At 73.4% G+C, this 17,087-nt stretch carries 16 protein-coding genes; 8 read left to right on the top strand and 8 right to left on the bottom strand.

Features of this window, described 5'->3' with window-relative positions:
• Positions 1-7: 7 nt before the first annotated feature.
• The 4 genes from GA0074696_RS32215 to GA0074696_RS08140 all read right to left on the bottom strand — a co-directional run bounded on the left by GA0074696_RS32215 (position 8) and on the right by GA0074696_RS08140 (position 4,559).
• A complete protein-coding gene (locus GA0074696_RS32215; RefSeq protein WP_088960514.1) occupies positions 8-874 on the bottom strand; it encodes an aminoglycoside phosphotransferase family protein in 867 nt (288 codons plus the stop codon).
• 120 nt (positions 875-994) lie between these two features.
• Positions 995-1,879: an endonuclease domain-containing protein gene (locus tag GA0074696_RS08130; RefSeq protein ID WP_231925302.1), complete on the bottom strand. Its 885-nt coding sequence runs from the start codon at positions 1,877-1,879 to the stop codon at positions 995-997.
• 147 nt (positions 1,880-2,026) lie between these two features.
• The gene (locus GA0074696_RS08135) at positions 2,027-3,397 is read right to left on the bottom strand and encodes an FAD-dependent oxidoreductase (protein ID WP_088960515.1); all 1,371 of its coding nucleotides are present in this window, start codon (positions 3,395-3,397) and stop codon (positions 2,027-2,029) included.
• A 25-nt stretch (positions 3,398-3,422) separates the two neighbouring features.
• Complete coding sequence (locus GA0074696_RS08140) at positions 3,423-4,559, bottom strand: carboxylate-amine ligase (RefSeq protein ID WP_088964436.1); 1,137 nt, start codon at positions 4,557-4,559, stop codon at positions 3,423-3,425.
• Positions 4,560-4,718: 159 nt separating this feature from the next.
• On the opposite strand from GA0074696_RS08140, the gene GA0074696_RS08145 reads away from it, so the two are divergent.
• The 5 genes from GA0074696_RS08145 to GA0074696_RS08165 all read left to right on the top strand — a co-directional run bounded on the left by GA0074696_RS08145 (position 4,719) and on the right by GA0074696_RS08165 (position 10,776).
• A complete protein-coding gene (locus GA0074696_RS08145) occupies positions 4,719-5,033 on the top strand; it encodes a DUF6412 domain-containing protein (RefSeq protein WP_231925303.1) in 315 nt (104 codons plus the stop codon).
• 91 nt (positions 5,034-5,124) lie between these two features.
• Positions 5,125-5,868, top strand: a complete 744-nt coding sequence (locus GA0074696_RS08150) for a YidC/Oxa1 family membrane protein insertase (RefSeq protein ID WP_088960516.1) — start codon at positions 5,125-5,127, stop codon at positions 5,866-5,868.
• 78 nt (positions 5,869-5,946) lie between these two features.
• On the top strand, positions 5,947-7,359 hold the full coding sequence (locus GA0074696_RS08155) for a carbohydrate-binding protein (protein ID WP_088960517.1): 1,413 nt from the start codon (positions 5,947-5,949) through the stop codon (positions 7,357-7,359).
• 135 nt (positions 7,360-7,494) lie between these two features.
• Positions 7,495-8,874: a chitinase gene (locus GA0074696_RS08160; RefSeq protein ID WP_088960518.1), complete on the top strand. Its 1,380-nt coding sequence runs from the start codon at positions 7,495-7,497 to the stop codon at positions 8,872-8,874.
• Between the two features lie 345 nt (positions 8,875-9,219).
• On the top strand, positions 9,220-10,776 hold the full coding sequence (locus tag GA0074696_RS08165) for a cellulose binding domain-containing protein (protein ID WP_088960519.1): 1,557 nt from the start codon (positions 9,220-9,222) through the stop codon (positions 10,774-10,776).
• 15 nt (positions 10,777-10,791) lie between these two features.
• Here the strand turns inward: GA0074696_RS08165 and GA0074696_RS08170 are convergent, their stop codons facing one another.
• Together GA0074696_RS08170 and GA0074696_RS08175 are read right to left on the bottom strand one after the other, a co-directional pair.
• The gene (locus tag GA0074696_RS08170; RefSeq protein ID WP_088960520.1) at positions 10,792-11,463 is read right to left on the bottom strand and encodes a DedA family protein; all 672 of its coding nucleotides are present in this window, start codon (positions 11,461-11,463) and stop codon (positions 10,792-10,794) included.
• A 211-nt stretch (positions 11,464-11,674) separates the two neighbouring features.
• The gene (locus tag GA0074696_RS08175; protein ID WP_088960521.1) at positions 11,675-12,283 is read right to left on the bottom strand and encodes a DUF1349 domain-containing protein; all 609 of its coding nucleotides are present in this window, start codon (positions 12,281-12,283) and stop codon (positions 11,675-11,677) included.
• Positions 12,284-12,378: 95 nt separating this feature from the next.
• Between GA0074696_RS08175 and GA0074696_RS08180 the strand changes: the two genes are divergently transcribed.
• The gene (locus tag GA0074696_RS08180) at positions 12,379-14,031 is read left to right on the top strand and encodes an alpha-amylase family protein (RefSeq protein ID WP_088960522.1); all 1,653 of its coding nucleotides are present in this window, start codon (positions 12,379-12,381) and stop codon (positions 14,029-14,031) included.
• A gap of 159 nt (positions 14,032-14,190) precedes the next feature.
• Positions 14,191-14,949, top strand: a complete 759-nt coding sequence (fabG, locus tag GA0074696_RS08185; RefSeq protein ID WP_088960523.1) for a 3-oxoacyl-ACP reductase FabG — start codon at positions 14,191-14,193, stop codon at positions 14,947-14,949.
• A 106-nt stretch (positions 14,950-15,055) separates the two neighbouring features.
• Here fabG and GA0074696_RS08190 read toward each other — a convergent pair whose 3' ends face one another.
• Positions 15,056-15,472, bottom strand: a complete 417-nt coding sequence (locus GA0074696_RS08190) for a hypothetical protein (RefSeq protein WP_088960524.1) — start codon at positions 15,470-15,472, stop codon at positions 15,056-15,058.
• Positions 15,465-15,860 (bottom strand): hypothetical protein, encoded by a 396-nt coding sequence (locus GA0074696_RS08195; RefSeq protein ID WP_088960525.1) that lies wholly within the window; start codon positions 15,858-15,860, stop codon positions 15,465-15,467. Before GA0074696_RS08195 ends, GA0074696_RS08190 begins: the two co-directional genes overlap by 8 nt.
• Positions 15,861-16,029: 169 nt before the next feature.
• Between GA0074696_RS08195 and GA0074696_RS08200 the strand changes: the two genes are divergently transcribed.
• The gene (locus GA0074696_RS08200; protein ID WP_172894226.1) at positions 16,030-16,929 is read left to right on the top strand and encodes a Gfo/Idh/MocA family protein; all 900 of its coding nucleotides are present in this window, start codon (positions 16,030-16,032) and stop codon (positions 16,927-16,929) included.
• The last annotated feature ends 158 nt before the right edge of the window (positions 16,930-17,087 follow it).

A 17,087-nucleotide genomic window follows, 5' to 3' on the forward strand; every position in this document is an offset into this window, starting at 1 on the left:
GCCCGGCTCAGTCGCCGTCGACGAGCCAGCGGACCGACTCGACCTGGTTCGGGAAGACGACCTCCCCGTCCGTGCTCCAGGCCAGCGTCTGCGCGATCGCCCAGCCCCGGACCCGGTCCCGGTCCAGCCCCAGCGCGCCGGTGAGCCGGTCGAGCCGCCGCCGCAGCGCCGCCGGCGAGTGACCCAGCTCGGGGCCGCGAACGATCGGCACCGCCCCGAACTCCCGCTCGCCGACCAGCGGCTTCGGGTCGATCACCAGCCACGGCTCGCGGGTCGCGCGCAGCACGTTGCCGGCGTGCAGGTCCTGGTTGACCAGCACCTGTTCGCCCTGGTCGGCGACGAGTTCGGCGAGCCGGCCGAGCGCGACGTCGAGCAGCCGCCGCTCGTACGGCCGGCCGGCCCGCTCCCAGTTCACCGGCAGCCGCGCGCGCCAGCCGGCGGCCTCCTCGGCGAGCGTGGTGAACGGCCCGTCGGCCGGTTGCCACAGCCGGGGCAGCAGCCCGGCGACGACGTCCAGCGCCTCGTCGGGCGGCAGCTCGTGTACCGGCGAGCCGGGCAGGCACCGCTCGACCAGCAGCGCCCGCCGTCGCGGGTCGTGCGCGAGCAGGCGTACCGCCCCGTCGCCGGCCCAGTGCGCGAGTGCGTCGGCCTCGCAGCGGCTGTCCTCGTCCGGGTACTGGAGCTTGAGCACCGCCGGGGTGCCGTCGGGCAGCGTGGCGGGCACCGCCAGGGAGGCGAACGCGTACGGAAAGGGCGGCCCGAGTCGCAGGGACCAGCGCTCGGCGCACTCGTCCCGCCACCGGGGCAGCGTCGCCAGCCAGTCCCGCCCGACCGCCGTGCGGCGCACCCACGCCAGCCCCTCCGGAATCTCCACCCGGCCATCCTGCCCGCCCCGGCAGTGCCGGACCCACCCCGTTCCGCCGGCCGGGTGATGCAGGCTTCGGGTGCGTTTCTTGTCACCCCGACGACAGGAAACGCACCCACACCGCACCGATCAGGGGCGCCAACCGGCGGCCGTCAACGCGGCGCGCAGTTGGGCCGCCACTTCGTCGGGCCGGCGACGGACGTCGAAGGCGGTGAACCGGAGTATGCGGTCGCCCTCGATCCAGATCTGGTTCTGCCGACGCAGGTCCGCCGCCCAGTGCCGGACGTCCATGTGGTGCCCGCCGTCGACCTCGACGTGCAGGCCCCATCGCCGCCAGTAGGCGTCCAGGTAACGCACGCGCCCGTCGGCGTCGCGCCGCCGTTCCTGCCCCTCGGGGAGGGGTAGCCGGTGCCGCCGGCAGAGCCGGACCAGGTCGATCTCCGACAGCGCCTCGGCTCCGCCGACGATGTCCCGCAGGGTCTGCCGGATCAGGAGCCGGCGACGGGCCCGTGGCATCCGCTCCAGCACCACGCCGATCTCGTCCGGCGTCGCCCGGCGCTGCTGGCAGCCGGCCGCCAGGATCTCCTGCGCCTGGTCGTCCGTGCGGGCCCACCCGGCCGCGTCCACCAGGGAACGCGCCATCCCGGTCCGGTCGGGGTGGCCGCGCTGGCGGTCCTCGGCCGGCAGGTCACGGGTGCGGCGGACCCGGACGGCCGGTAGCCCCGGTGGAAGCCGACGCAGCAGGTCCGCCGCCCGCCGGCCGTGGGGCACGAGCACGTCGACGACCTCGTACCGCCAGTTGCCGCGCAGCCCCGCGGCCTGCGCCGCGGCCAGTCCCGCGAGGACGGCGTCCTCCCCGGCGGCGAGCACCGCCACCCACCACTGCTGATCCCGGTGGAACGCCGCGTGCGGGTCGCCCACCCGGAGCAGCCCTCGGCAGATCCGGTGCCAGCGCCCCGTGGCGAGGCGGTGCCGCACCGCCGACGGGCTCAGCTCGCCGGTCGCCTGCCCCAAGTGAGTACCCCCGACTGGGTGAACAGCAGCCAGTCCAACCCTGACGCGTCGTCGCTCGGCATCCGCACCCCGCCATGGCACCGGACTTCGGGTGCGGTGATTGTCGTCCGGGCGACAAGAACCGCACCCGAAGTCGACAGGGTGAGGTCAGCTGGCCAGTGCGTCGACCGCCTTGCGGGCGGCGATCAGCACCGGGTCCCACACCGGGGCGTACGGCGGGGCGTAGCCGAGATCCAGCGCCGTCATGTCGTCCACGGTCATGCCGTTCCAGAGCGCCACGGCCAGCGCGTCGATCCGCTTGGCCGCCTCGGAGCGGCCGACGATCTGGGCGCCGAGCAGCCGCCCGGTGGGACGCTCGGCGATCAGCTTGACGGTCATCGGGCGGGCTCCCGGGTAGTAGCCGGCCCGGCTGGTCGACTCGGCCCGCACCGTGACGAACTCGAAGCCGGCCGACGCGGCTTCCCGCTCCCGCAGCCCGGTACGCCCCACCTCCAGGTCGCAGACCTTGGTCACGGCGGTGCCGATGACGCCGGGGAAGGTGGCGTACCCGCCGCCGATGTTGATCCCGACGACCCGGCCCTGCTTGTTGGCGTGCGTGCCGAGCGGGACGTGCACGGCCATCCCGCTGACCCGGTGCAGCGTCTCCACGCAGTCGCCGGCCGCCCAGACGTCGGGCATCCCCGGCACCCGCATCCGCCGGTCGACGCGGATCCCGCCGGTGGTGCCCACCGGCAGGCCGGCGGCCGCGGCGAGCGCGGTGTTCGCGCGTACCCCGAGGCCGAGGACCACGAGGTCGGTCGGCATCGACCCGGCGTCGGTGACCACCGCGGCGACCCGGCCGTCGCGCTCCTCGATCCCGGTCACCCGGACGCCGGTGCGGATCTCGATGCCGAGGCCGCGCATCGCCGTGGCCACCAGGGCGGCCATGTCCGGGTCGACGGTGGACATCGGCTGCTCGCCCTGCTCGACGAGGGTGACCGAGAGCCCCCGCTGGACCAGCGCCTCGGCCATCTCCACCCCGATGTAGCCGCCGCCGACCACCACCGCCCGGCGTGGCTTCGGCTCGGCGTCCAGCCAGTCGCGCACCGCCGCGCCGTCGTCGAGGGTCTGCACCCCGAAGACGCCGCCCACCTCGTCGCGGGCCCAGTCGGGCTTCGTCGGCACCGCTCCGGTGGCGTACACCAGGGTGTCGAACCGCTCGCGGACCTCGCCGCCGCGGTCCAGGTCGTGGGCGACGACCTCGCGGCGGTCCAGGTCGATGCCGGTGACCTCGGTGCGGGTCCGCACGTCGATCTGGTGCTTTTCGCGGAACGTCGCGGGGGAGCGGACGATCAGGTCGTCGCGTTCCTCGACCGTCCCGCTGATCCAGTACGGGATGCCGCACGCCGAGTACGACGTGAAGTGCCCCCGCTCGAACGCGAGGATCTCCAGGTCGTCGGGGCCCCGACGGCGGCGGGCCTGGGAGGCCGCCGACATGCCCGCGGCGTCCCCGCCGATGACGATCAGCCGTTGTGCCACGGTGACCAGTCTCCCACGTGGGAGATCAGCCGCGGGTCTGTCGCGCCACGTCCGCGACCACGTCCTCCAGCCGGCCGGTCCGCTCGAAGACGGCCCGCTGCCGGGCGGCGCCGCTGCCGTGCCGGCGCAGCCCGGCCAGCAGGTCGGTCACCTCGGCGAGGTCGCCGTGGCTCTCCAGCGCCGGGCGCACCCGATCGACCAGGGCGTCCAGCAGCGCCCAGGCCGGGCGCAGCTCGCCATTGGTGAGGTCGACGCCCTCGCCCTCCAGCCCGTCGTGCGCGGCCCGCCAGTGCGCGGCGACCAGCAGGTGGTGGTCGGTGTTGACCGCGGGGCGGCCCTCGGCGATGTCCGCCATCGCGGTCGCCACCATCGCCCGGACCATGGCCGCGACCAGCACCGCGTCGTCCACCGACGGGCAGACGTCACCGATGCGGATCTCCACGGTCGGATACTTCGCCGACAGCCGGGCGTACCAGTAGAGCATCCCCTCGTCGAGCATCACGCCGCTGGCGACGAGCTGTCGGATCAGCCGCTGGTAGTGCTCGTGCGACCTCAGGAACGGGGTGGGGGCGACCGACGGCCAGTGCTCCCACTCGACCGAGCGCCAGCTCGCGTAGCCGGTGTCCGTGCCCCGGGCGAACGGGGAGTTGGTGGCCACCGCGTGCAGCACGGGCAGCCAGGGGCGGACGTGGTTGAGCACCTGGACGCCGGTCTCCGGGTCTCCGACGCCGACGTGCACGTGCATGCCGTTGTTGCCGGGGCCCGGCACCAGCAGCCGGAACCGCTCGATCATCTGGTCGAAGCGGGGCTTGTCGACCACCGGCGGGACCGGGCCGTCGACCGGGCCGGTGCCGATGGCGAGCAGCCGTACGCCGGCCCGCTCGGCGGCGTCGGCGAGCGCGGCCCGCAGCACGCCGAGGGAGTGGCGGATCGACCGGAGTTCCAGCCCGGGCGGGCTGCCGATCTCGATCTGGCTGGTCTGGAACTCCCGCTCCACCTGGCCGCGCAGCTCCGCCGGCACCTGCTCCATCACCAGGTCGACGGCGGGCACCGCGGCACCGGTGTGCGGGTCGACGAGCAGGAACTCCTCCTCGACGCCCACCGTGAGCAGGTCGGTGCCGTTCGGGGCTGCCTGGCTCGCCGCCGCCACCTGGCTGGTCATCGCCACCACCGTCCGTTCGCACCGGTCACGGTCCGTCCGCGCCGGTCGCGGCTCTGGTTACCCCGGGTGGCGGCGACGGAAAACGCCGGTCCGGCGCGTCGGGGCGGCGTGTCGCCGATCCCGCCGGGTGGAGTGGACGGCGGACCCTAGGCTGGTCGCGTGCCGGGTCTGCTGGTGGCGGTGACGGGTCTGTGGGCGTACGCGCTCACCGAGCTGACGCTGCTCGGGCAGCGTCCGGCGGAGCTTCTCGCCGGCGCGGCGGTGGTGGCCGCGCTGCTGCTCGCGACGCTGCTGGCGGCGCGTCCGCGCCGGGTGGGCGGCCCGGCCCGGGGTGGCCGGCGGGCGGTGGGCCTGCGGGAGCGGGCCCGGCGCCGGCGGGTGCCGCGCCAGGTCGATCCGGACGCGGCCGGCCGGCCCCGTCCCCGGGCCCCGGGGTGGCGTCCCTCGGCCGGGTGGCGCCCGGTCGCGGGCTGACCCCGCGCGTCGCCGCCCGGCCGATTCCGTCGTCATCCGTCCCGCCGGCCCCGGCCGGGGGACATCCGGAATCGGACCGAGGGGTCACTCCATGCTCGCCTTCTCACCCGTGCACGACGCGGTGGCTGCCGCCGGCGCCGCCGTCACCTGGCTCTCCGACGCGCTCGCGCCGCTGACCGGCGGGGCGGCCACCGCCGCCGCCATCGTCCTGTTCACCATCGCCGTCCGGCTGCTGATCTCGCCGCTCACCCTGGCGCAGGTCCGTGGGGAGCGGCGCCGCGCGGCGCTCGCCCCCGAGGTCCACCAGCTCCAGCAGCGGTACGCCGACGACCCCGCGCGGTTGCAGTCCGAGCTGTTCGGGCTCTACCGGCGGGCCGGCGCCAATCCGGTCGCCGGCTGCCTGCCGGCGCTGCTCCAGGCGCCCTTCTTCCTGGTCATGTACCGGCTCTTCGCCACCGGTGAGGGCGGCGGCGGGCTGCTCGACGAGCGGCTGGGCGGGGTGCCGCTGGGCTGGCACCTGGGTGACGGACTCTCCGGCCCGGTGGTGCTGGTCTTCGGCCTGCTGCTGGCGGCGCTGACCGGCCTGGCCTGGTTTTCCTCCCGGCGGGCGAAGCGCGCCGCGGCGTCGACCGGCACCGTGGCCGGTACGCCGATCGAGGGACCGGGCGCGGCCACGCTGGGCCGGCTGATCCCGCTGCTGCCGTACGTGACCGTGCTGGTGGCGCTGGTGGTGCCGCTGGCGGCGGTGATCTACCTGGTGACCACCACGGCGTGGACGGCGCTGGAGCAGGTGGCGCTGCGTCGGCCGCAGCGGGACTCCATCGACAAACGTTGACATCTGTCGGCCCGGCGGCGTACAAATCGCTGTCAGAGAGCGCTCTCTCGACCCGTCCCCGCAGAGAGGCACCCCCCGATGAACCCTGCCCCGGCGGCCTCCGCCGCCCCCCGCCCACCCCGGTCGCGCCGACGGCTCCCGCTGGCCGTCGCGCTGGCCGTCGCCACCACCGCACTGACCGGCGTGACCGTGACCGCGCACGCCGCCGTCCCGCCGCCCCCGTCCGGCTGGAGCCTGATGTGGAGCGACGACTTCACCGGCTCCGCCGGCACCCTGCCGTCCTCGGCCAACTGGATCATCGACACCGGCACCAGCTACCCGGGCGGCCCCGCCAACTGGGGCACCGGCGAGATCCAGACGTACACCGCCAGTGCCACCAACCTCGCCCACGACGGCGCCGGCAACCTGCGGATCACCCCGGTCCGCGACGGCGCCGGCCGGTGGACCTCGGCCCGGATCGAGACCATCCGCACCGACTTCAAGCCGGCCGCCGGGGGAGTGCTCGCCATCGAGGGGCGCATCCAGATGCCCAACGTCACCGGCGCGCAGGCCGCCGGGTACTGGCCGGCGTTCTGGGCGCTCGGCTCGCCGTACCGCGGCAACTACCAGAACTGGCCCGGCGTCGGCGAGTTCGACGTGATGGAGAACGTCAACGGCCTGAACCAGGTCTGGGGCGTGCTGCACTGCGGGTACGCCCCGGGCGGCCCGTGCAACGAGTTCAGCGGCCTGGGCAACTCCCGGCCCTGCCCCGGCAGCACCTGCCAGTCCGCCTTCCACACCTACCGCTTCGAGTGGGACGCCTCGGTCGCCCCGCAGCAACTGCGCTGGTACGTCGACGGGCAGCTGTTCCACACCGTCGGCCAGAACCAGGTCGGCGAGCCGTACTGGACCCAGATGACCGGCCACGCCGGCTACTTCCTGCTGCTCAACGTCGCGATGGGTGGCTCGTTCCCGAACGGGGTGGCCGGCTACGCCACGCCGACCGCCTCGACCGTCTCCGGCCGGTCGATGCTGGTCGACTACGTGGCGGTCTACCGGCGGGGCACGTCCACGCCGCCGCCGACCACCCCGCCGCCGTCCGGCGGCGTCGACGCGTACGGGACGATCCAGGCCGAGGCGTTCACCGCGCAGAACGGGGTGATCGTCGAGGCGTGCGCCGAGGGCGGGCAGAACATCGGCGCCCTGCGCAACGGTGACTGGGTCCGCTACGACAACGTCGACTTCGGCGCGACCCCGCCCCGCGACTTCGTCGCCCGGGTGGCCTCCGGGGCGGCCGGCGGGGTGAGCGGGCTGGTCGAGGTGCGCCTGGACAGCCCGACCAGCGCGCCGATCGGCAGCTTCGCCATCGCCAACACCGGCGGCTGGCAGAGCTGGCGCTCGGTGCCCGGCAACGTCGCCGCGGCGACCGGGCGGCACGCCGTCTACCTGACCTTCAGCAGCGGCCAGAGCGCCGACTTCGTCAACGTCAACTGGTTCACCTTCCGGCGCTGAGCGCGCCCGGGGCCCGCGTCGAGGCGACGCGGGCCCCGATCGGTGTCGCGACCACTCTGGACAGAATCAGTTAACAGTCTTAATAATAAGCGCGCACGTCGACATCCATGGATCGATCGCAGTCCGGAGGGTCGCATGACGCGTTCCAGAACCCTGCTCCTCTCCCTGGTAGCCGCGCTGGTCGCGACCCTCGGCGCGGCGTGGGTCGCGCTGCCCGCGTACGCGGCCGGGGCGACCGCCAGCTTCGTCAAGACCTCCGACTGGGGCAGCGGCTGGGAGGGGAAGTACACGATCACCAACGGCGGCGGCAGCACCATCTCGGGCTGGACCGTCTCCTTCGACCTGCCCGCCGGGACCACCGTCGGCAGCTACTGGGACGCGCTGCTCACCAGCTTCGGCCAGCGGTACACCTTCACCAACCGGTCCTGGAACGGCACCGTCGCCCCGGGCGCCTCGGTGTCGTTCGGCTTCCTCGGCGCCGGGACCGGCTCGCCGACCAACTGCCTGCTCAACGGGGCGTCCTGCGGTGGCGGCAGCACCCCGCCGAGCCCGACGCCGACCACCCCGACGCCGTCGCCCACCACCCCGGCCCCGACCACGCCGCCGCCCACCGGCGGGCTGCCGAAGCACCTGCTCACCGGCTACTGGCACAACTTCGACAACCCCGCGGTCGAGCTGCGACTGCGCGACGTGCCCGCCGAGTACGACATCGTCGCCGTCGCCTTCGGCGAGGCCACCGCCACGCCCGGCGCGGTGGGGTTCGCCGTCGACCCCGGACTGTCCGCCGCACTGGGCGGCTACACCGACGCGCAGTTCACCGCCGACGTGCAGACCCTGCGCTCGCGCGGCCAGAAGGTGATCCTCTCGGTCGGCGGCGAGGCCGGCCGGGTCGCGGTCAACGACGCCACCTCGGCCACCGCCTTCGCCGACACCGTCCACGCGCTGATCCAGCGGTACGGCTTCGACGGGGTCGACATCGACCTGGAGAACGGGCTCAACCCGACGTACCTGGCCCAGGCGCTGCGCGCCCTGCGGGCGAAGGTCGGCGCCGGCCTGATCATCACGATGGCACCACAGACCATCGACATGCAGTCGCCCAGCACCGGCTACTTCAAGCTGGCGCTGGACATCCGGGACATCCTCACCGTGGTCAACACCCAGTTCTACAACTCCGGGGTGATGCTCGGTTGCGACCAGAACGCCGCGTACTCGCAGGGCACGGTGAACTTCATCGTCGCCCTCGCCTGCATCCAGCTGGAGGCGGGGCTGCGCCCCGACCAGGTCGGCCTGGGCCTGCCCGCCGGGCCGGGCGCCGCCGGCGGTGGCATCGTCGCGCCGAGCGTGGTCAACGCGGCGCTGGACTGCCTGGCCCGCGGCACCAACTGCGGCAGCTTCCGGCCGCCGCACACCTACCCGGGCATCCGGGGCGCGATGACCTGGTCGGTGAACTGGGACGTCAGCAACGGCAACGGTTTCGCCCGGACCGTCAAGCCGCACCTGGCCACCCTGCCCTGACGGGCGCGGCCGGTCCGCCGTCCCGCGGGCCGGCCACGCCGCACCACCCGGCCCACCCGGCCGGTCCGCACCCGGCCCACCCCCCAGCCGGGCTGTCCGCACCACCGGCCCACCCCCGGCCGGTCCGTCCGCATCCCGGCCCACCCCTGGCCGGTCCATCCGCACCGCCGGCCCACCCCCGGCCGGCCAGTCCGCATCCCGGCCCACCCCTGGCCGGTCCGTCCGCACCGCCGGCCCACCGCAGCGCCGGGCCGATCCTCCCCGCGCCACCGACCCGCCCCCTGCGGGCCGGCGGCCCGCCCACCCCCCGGGCGGTCCCCCCACCACAGGTCCCTGGAGGCCACCGTGAAACTCCGCTCCCCACGCGCGGCGACGTTCGTCGTCGCGCTCGCCGCCGCCCTGGTCGCGGCCACCGTCGTGGCCCCACCGGCCGCGTCCGCCGCCACCGCCGCCTTCGTCCGCACCTCCAGCTGGGGCAGCGGGTACGAGGCGAAGTTCACCGTCACCAACGACAGCTCGGCGAGCATCAGCTCCTGGAACGTGCAGTTCGACCTGCCCGCCGGCAGCTCGCTCGGCACCTTCTGGGACGCCCGGCTGACCACCTCCGGTCAGCACGTCACCGCGGTGAACCAGTCCTGGAACGGGACCCTCGCCCCCGGTGCCAGCACCTCGTTCGGTTTCGTGGTCAGCGGTAACGGCGACCCGACCAACTGCACGGTCAACGGTGGCTCCTGCACCGGCGGAGGCGGCGGCAACCCGTCCGCCCCGGCCACCCCCGGCGGCCTGCGGGTCACCGGCACCACCGCGTCCTCGATCGCGCTGGCGTGGAACGCCGTCGGCGGCACGGTCACCGGCTACCGGGTGTACGAGGGCTCGACCGTCCGGGCCACCCTCACCGGCACCTCGACCACGGTCAGCGGGCTGGCCGCCTGCTCCGCGCACAGCTACACCGTGGCCGCGTACAACTCGGCGGGCGAGTCGGCGAAGTCCGCGCCGGTCTCCGCCACCACCACCGGCTGCACCACCGCCCCGATGGCCGCCGCGCCCTACCTCTACCCGGGCTGGGGCGACCCGCCCGCGCCGTCGACGGTGATGGGTGCGACCGGGATCAAGTGGTTCACCATCGCGTTCGTCCTCTCCGGCGGAGGCTGCACCCCGGCCTGGGACGGCAGCGGCCCGCTCACCGGCGGCACGCACGCCAGCACCATCGCCGCGATCAAGGCCGCTGGCGGTGACGTGATCCCGTCCTTCGGCGGGTGGAGCGGCAACAAGCTCGGCCCGAACTGCTCCTCCGCGACCGCCCTGGCCGGCGCGTACCAGCAGGTGATCAACGCGTACGGGCTGAAGGCGATCGACATCGACATCGAGAACAGCGACGAGTTCGAGAACGAGGTGGTGCAGGACCGGATCCTCGGCGCCCTGAAGATCGTCAAGCAGAACAACCCGGGGATCAAGACGATCGTCACGTTCGGCACCTCGACCACCGGGCCGAACTACTGGGGCACCCGGCTGATCAACCGGGCCGCCGCGCTCGGCGCGAACATCGACACCTTCACCATCATGCCGTTCGACTTCGGCGGCGGCGCGAACATGTACCAGAGCACCGTCAACGCGGCGGAGGGCCTGAAGAACGCGCTGAAGACCGCCTTCGGCTGGTCGGACGCCACCGCGTACGCGCACATGGGCATCTCCGGCATGAACGGCCTCTCGGACCAGCAGGAGCTGACCTCCCCGGCCACCTGGACGCAGATCCGGGACTGGGCCAAGGCCCGCGGCCTGTCCCGCTTCACCTTCTGGTCGGTCAACCGGGACCGCCCCTGCCCAGGCGGGGGAGTGGTCTCCAACTGCTCCGGGATCGCCCAGAACACCTGGGAGTTCACCTCGATCACCGCGAAGTACTGAGCGGCGGCGTCGCGGTCAGCGACCGGCGGTCACCGACTGCCGGTCGCGCCGCGCCCGCCGCTTGCGGACCTTCTTCACCACCCAGCTCGCGATCATGACGGCGAAGACGGCGAAGATCGCGTAGTTGAACCAGTTGCTGTACCGGTCGACGTCCTTCCAGCGCGACCCGAGCGCGTAGCCCAGCCCCACGATCAGCGTGTTCCACACCCCGCTGCCCAGCGTGGTCAACAGGACGAACTCGCCCAGCGGTATCCGGTTCGACCCGGCCGGGACCGACACCAGGCTGCGGACCACCGGCACCACCCGGCCGATCAGGACCGCCCACCGGCCGTACCGCTCGAACCAGCGGTCGGCCTTCTCCAGGTCGTCGGAGTCCACCAGTGGGATGTGGTCCAGCCAGCGCTTGAGCCGCTCCTCGCCGAGCGCCGCGCCGAGCCAGTAGAGCACCAGCGCGCCCAGCAGCGAGCCGACCGTCGCGGCGAGCACGATCACCACCAGGTGGAAGCGGCCCGCACTGGCGAGGTAGCCGGCCATCGCCAGCACGACCTCGCTGGGGATCGGCGGGATGATGCTCTCCAGGGCCACCAGCAGCGCGACCCCGACCGCGCCCAGCGAGTCGATGACGCTCGCCACCCAGCCGGTCAGCCCGGTGAACTGGTTCGGGTCGACGTTCTGGGCCAGAGCCATGGGCGTCCTTCCGAGAGCTGCCGGGATCGGACAGTGGTACCCGCGCATCCGACCCCCACACCTGCCGGTGATCCGCCCCACTGACCACCCGCTCAGGCCCGGTCCCACGCCGACCTGCCCGTCTTGCGGCGGGTCGCGGTATCCGGCGCCCGGGACGCCGCGACCCGCCGCAAGTCGCGACGGAGCGCGGCGGTGGCAGGCGGGTGGCGGGTCAGGTCGAAGGATGCAGTTCCCGGTCGGCCGGGCCCTGGCGCCAGCCGGTGAACCGGACGGTCAGCCCGGACCGGGTCGGCGAGCAGCAGAACGGACCGGCCGACGCCGTCGCCTCCGGGGCGAGCGGCGCGAGCCGGACCAGCCGCCACGGCTCGTCGTCCACCCGGGCCCGGACGGTGAGGGCGTCACCGTCCCGGCTGACCCGGACGGTGACCTCCCGCCCGGCCCAGTCCGGCACCGGCGCGACCGACCAGTCGGAGACCTCCCGGGTGACCACCGCGCCGAGCTGCGGCTCGCCGTCGCTGACCTCCACCCCGGCCTTGACCCAGTTCCGTTCGTCCACCCGGACCAGCACCCCGGCCTGGTCGAACTGCTCGCCGTAGTCCAGCGGGAAGCTCACCTCGACGGCGCTGCCGCCGGGCAGCGGGGCGAGCAGGGCGGGCCCGTCGTCGTGCACGAACCCGTAGCTGGTGTGCCGCCAGAAGTCGCTCTCCGCGCCCGGCTCCACCAGCAGGTCACCCGCGTCGGTCCGCTCGACCCGCACCGGCTCGCGCAGCCAGCGGCCGTCGGTCCAGTCGACGTCCCGCAGCGTCTCGTCCTCGCCCATCCCGGCACCGTACCCGCCCCGACGGCGCCGTCCCGACGGCCGACGGCGCCGCCCCCGCGTTTGCCGGGACGGCCGATCGGAGACATAAGGTCGACATGGGTGACAGGTGGTACTCCGAGGCCGTCGTCTACTGCCTCGACATCGACACGTACGCGGACTCCGACGGCGACGGGTTCGGCGACATCCGAGGGCTGATCGGCCGGCTGGACTACCTGGCCCGGCTCGGGGTGACCTGCCTGTGGCTGCACCCGATCCACCCGTCGCCCAACAAGGACGACGGCTACGACGCCACCGACTTCTACAACGTGGACCCGCGCTTCGGGACCCTCGGCGACTTCGCCGAGCTGCTGCACCAGGCGCAGAACCGGGGCATCCGGGTGATCATCGACCTGGTGGTCAACCACACCTCGGACGAGCACCCCTGGTTCCAGTCCGCCCGCTCCTCGCCCGACTCGCGCTACCGGGACTGGTACGTCTGGTCCGACACCGAGCCGGACGACCGGCACCAGGGCATGGTCTTCCCCGGCGAGCAGAACGAGACCTGGAGCTACGACCGCACCGCGAAGGCCTGGTTCTACCACCGGTTCTACAAGTTCCAGCCGGACCTCAACTTCGCCAACCCGGAGGTCCGCGCGGAGATCAAGAAGGTGATGTCGTTCTGGCTCCAGCTCGGCGTCTCCGGTTTCCGGATGGACGCGGTGCCGTTCATCATCGAGCTGACCGAGCCCGGCAATCCCAACTCGCCCAAGGACTTCGAGTTCCTCACCGAGCTGCGCCAGCACGTGCAGTGGCGCCGCGCCGACGCGGTCCTGCTGGCCGAGGCGAACGTCGAGCCGGACCAGCTGCCCACGTTCTTCGGCGACAGCGGCGGCTCCGGCAACCGGATCCACATGCTCTTCGACTTCATGCTCAACGGCCGGCTGATGCTGGCCCTGGCCCGGCGGGACCCGGAGTCGGTGATCGAGGCGCTGCGGGACACCCCGGCGCTGCCCGCCGGCGGCCAGTGGGCCACCTTCCTGCGCAACCACGACGAGATCGACCTCTCCCGGCTCACCGCCGAGCAGCGCAACCAGGTGTACGCCGAGTTCGGCCCGGACGAGGACATGCGGATCTACGACCGGGGCATCCGGCGTCGGCTGGCCCCGATGCTCGGCAACGACCGCCGCCGCATCGAGCTGGCGTACGCGTTGCAGTTCTCGCTGCGCGGCACGCCGGTGCTGCGCTACGGCGAGGAGATCGGCATGGGCGAGGACCTGTCGCTGCCCGGCCGGGAGTCCATCCGTACCCCGATGCAGTGGTCGTTCAAGCCGAACGCCGGGTTCTCCACGGCGGACCCGGAGAAGCTGGTCCGACCGGTGATCGACAAGGGCGAGTTCAGCTACGAGAAGGTCAACGTGACCGCCCAGCGCCGTGACCCGAAGTCGCTGCTGGCCTGGTTCGAGCGGATGATCCGTACGCTGCGCGAGGCCTCCGAGATCGGCTCGGGCGCGACGACGCACATCGACGTGCCGATGCCGGCCGGGGTGCTGGCGCACCGCGCCGACGGTCCGACCGGGACGATGGTCTTCCTGCACAACCTGGGCACCGAGGACGTCAAGGTCGACCTGAGCATGCTCGCCCCCGAGGCGGACCTGCCGACGGACGTCCTCGCCGACCGGGGGTACGGCGAGGTGGGCAAGCTGGACAACCTCAAGCTGGCCGGCTACGGCTACCGCTGGATCCGGCTCTGCCGGGCCGCGAAGATCTGACCCTCCCGCCCGACCGCCGGCCGGGCCCGGCGGTGTCCGATGTGCTCTCCAGAGCCGGCCCGCGTCCGGCGGCGCGGACCGCCGCTGCGGGCCGGTCCGGGTGGGCGTACCCCTGGGTTAAGCTCCTTCGATCGACCCACAAGTTACCGGGAGGTAATCATGTCGGAGGAGCCCCGCGTCGCCATCGTGACCGGAGCCGCGCGCGGCATCGGCGCGGCCACCGCCCGACGGCTGGCCGCCGACGGCATGGCCGTCGCCGTGGTCGACATCGAGGAGTCGGCGACGAAGGAGACCGTGGACGCGATCGCCGCCGACGGCGGCCGGGCGCTCGGGGTCGGCGCCGACGTGTCCGACCGGGCCCAGGTCGAGGCGGCCGTCGAGCGGATCGCCGCCGAGTTGGGCGGGCCGACCGTGCTGGTCAACAACGCCGGCGTGCTCCGCGACAACCTGCTGTTCAAGATGACCGACGCCGACTGGGACACGGTGATGGGCGTGCACCTGCGGGGCGCGTTCCTGTTCAGCCAGGCCGCCCAGAAGCACATGGTCGACCGGAAGTGGGGCCGGATCGTCAACCTCTCCAGCACCTCGGCGCTGGGCAACCGGGGCCAGGCGAACTACTCGGCGGCCAAGGCCGGCCTCCAGGGCTTCACCAAGACGCTCGCCATCGAGCTGGGCCCGTTCGGCGTGACGGTCAACGCGGTCGCGCCGGGCTTCATCGTCACCGACATGACCGCCGCGACCGCCGCCCGGATGAAGGTCGACTTCGAGGCGCTGCAGCAGCACGCCGCCGCCGAGATCCCGGTCCGCCGCTGCGGCCGCCCGGAGGACATCGCCCACACCATCTCGTTCCTCGCCAGCGAGGGCGCCTCCTTCGTCTCCGGCCAGGTCATCTACGTAGCCGGCGGCCCTAAGAACTAACCCCACCCACACCGCGAATGGCCGCTCTTTCCGAGAAAGAGTGGCCATTTCGGCTGCCGAGGCCACTCTTTCCCGGAAAGTGCGGCCGCGGGCGCGTGTCCGGGGTTCAGGCGGGGGTGTTGCGGGTGCGGTAGAGCCAGAGGAGGCCGAGGATGGGCAGGACGAGGGGGATGTAGCCGTAGCCGCTGCCGAACCCGGACCAGACCGTCTCGTCCGGGAAGAGTTCCTTGTCGACCAGGCTCAGCACGCCCACCCCGACCACCCCGACCAGCTCCACCGAGCAGCAGGCGAGCGCGACCCGGCGGCCGGCGTGACCGGCGCGGGCCAGCCCGACGGCGGCGACGATGTAGATCACCGCGGCCAGCGCGGAGAGCAGGTACGCCACCGGCGCCTCGTCGAACTTCGTGGCGATCTGCAGCCCGGCCCGCGAGGTCGCGGCGATCGCGAAGAGCAGGTAGACCGCGATCAGCAGTCGACCCGGACCCTTGTTCGTGGCCTGCGTGGCGGTGCCGGTCTCAACCACCGAGGACCTCCCAGGTCTGCTGGAGCCGGACCACGACCACCGGGGTGACCAGGCAGACCGCGCAGACGATCGCCGAGCCCCAGCGGGTCGGCTCCATTCTGGCCAGCACCCACGCCAGCGGCGGCAGGCAGACCAGCGTCACCAGGTAGCCGAAGAAGGCGCCGGGCTCGCCCGGCCGCTCGCCGCCGCCGAGGGCGACCAGCGCCGCCACCGCCAGCGCGAGCAGCGCCACCTCCAGCACCGCCAGGCCGACGAACTGGAGCCGGTCCGGCGCGCGGTGGCGCAGCGCCGCCACCAGGCTCCAGAGCGCGAGTACGAGCGACAGCACGATCGCTGCCGTCGCGAGGATCCCGTCCACCGGCGAGCCGGCTGAGGCTGCGCTGGTCATCGCGGGCACACCGTCGGAGTCTCGGTCACCGGCACAGCCTACTAACCGGCGTAGTAATCGCCCTCGCCCCGGTCGCTCGGCCAGGTCGGCCGTACGTTCCGGGTCGGGGGCGACTAGGTTGGATCACGCGACGGCATCGCCGTGGCGGACGACGACACCGGGGGTACTCGTGCTGCGGTTCGGCTTGTTTGGCACCGGTCACTGGGCGGCGGAGACGCACGCCGCCGCGATCGACGCGCACCCGCGCGCCGAACTGGTCGGGGTCTGGGGACGCAACCCGGAGCGGGCCGCCCAACTGGCCGACCGGCACGGCGTACCGGCGTTCGGCGACGTCGACGCGCTGCTGGACGCCTGTGACGCGGTCGCCGTGGCGCTCCCGCCCGACATCCAGGCGGACCTCGCCGTACGCGCCGCCATCGCGGGCCGGCACCTGCTGCTGGACAAGCCGCTGGCGCTCACCCTCGCCGACGCCGACCGGGTGGTCGCCGCCGCCCAGCAGTCCGGGGTGGCCTCGGTCGTCTTCTTCACCCAGCGCTACCACCCGAACGTCACCGGCTTCCTCGCCTCGACCGCCGCGGCCGGCGGCTGGCAGCACGCGCGGGCGACCATGTTCGCCTCGATCTACCAGCCCGGCAGCCCGTACGGCGACTCCCAGTGGCGGATCGAGCACGGCGCCCTCTGGGACATCGGTCCGCACGCGCTGTCGATCATCCTGCCGGTGCTCGGGCGGGTCACCCGGGTGGCGGCGATGAACGGCCCGAGCGGCCTGGTCCACCTGCTGCTCACCCACGTCGGCGGCGCCACCAGCGGGATCTCGCTCACCCTGGACGCGCCTCGTGAGGCGATGACCCGCGACTTCGTCTTCTTCGGCGAGAACGGCACCGAGACGGTGCCGCCGGGCGACGGCGACGCCATCACCGCCTTCGGCACGGCGATCGACCAGCTCCTCGAGGAGATCGACGCCGGCACCCGGGACCACCGTTGCGACGTGCGCTTCGGTCGGGAGGTGGTGGCGATCCTGTCCGCCGCCGAGGTCGCCCGCGCCGAGGGCCGCACCGTCGACGTCTGAGACCTCGCGGGTCCGGCCGCCCCGTGACCCCGGCTGGTGGGTGCCGGCCGGGCGTGTCGCCCGTCCCAGGGCATATGAGTCTTGAGCGATATACCTCTGAGGCATAAATATGCCTCAGAGGTATATCGCTCGCTGAAGACTGGGGGGCGCACGCTGCC

Origin of the sequence: Micromonospora purpureochromogenes, assembly GCF_900091515.1 — a bacterium.
GTDB classification, from domain to species: Bacteria; Actinomycetota; Actinomycetes; order Mycobacteriales; family Micromonosporaceae; genus Micromonospora; species Micromonospora purpureochromogenes.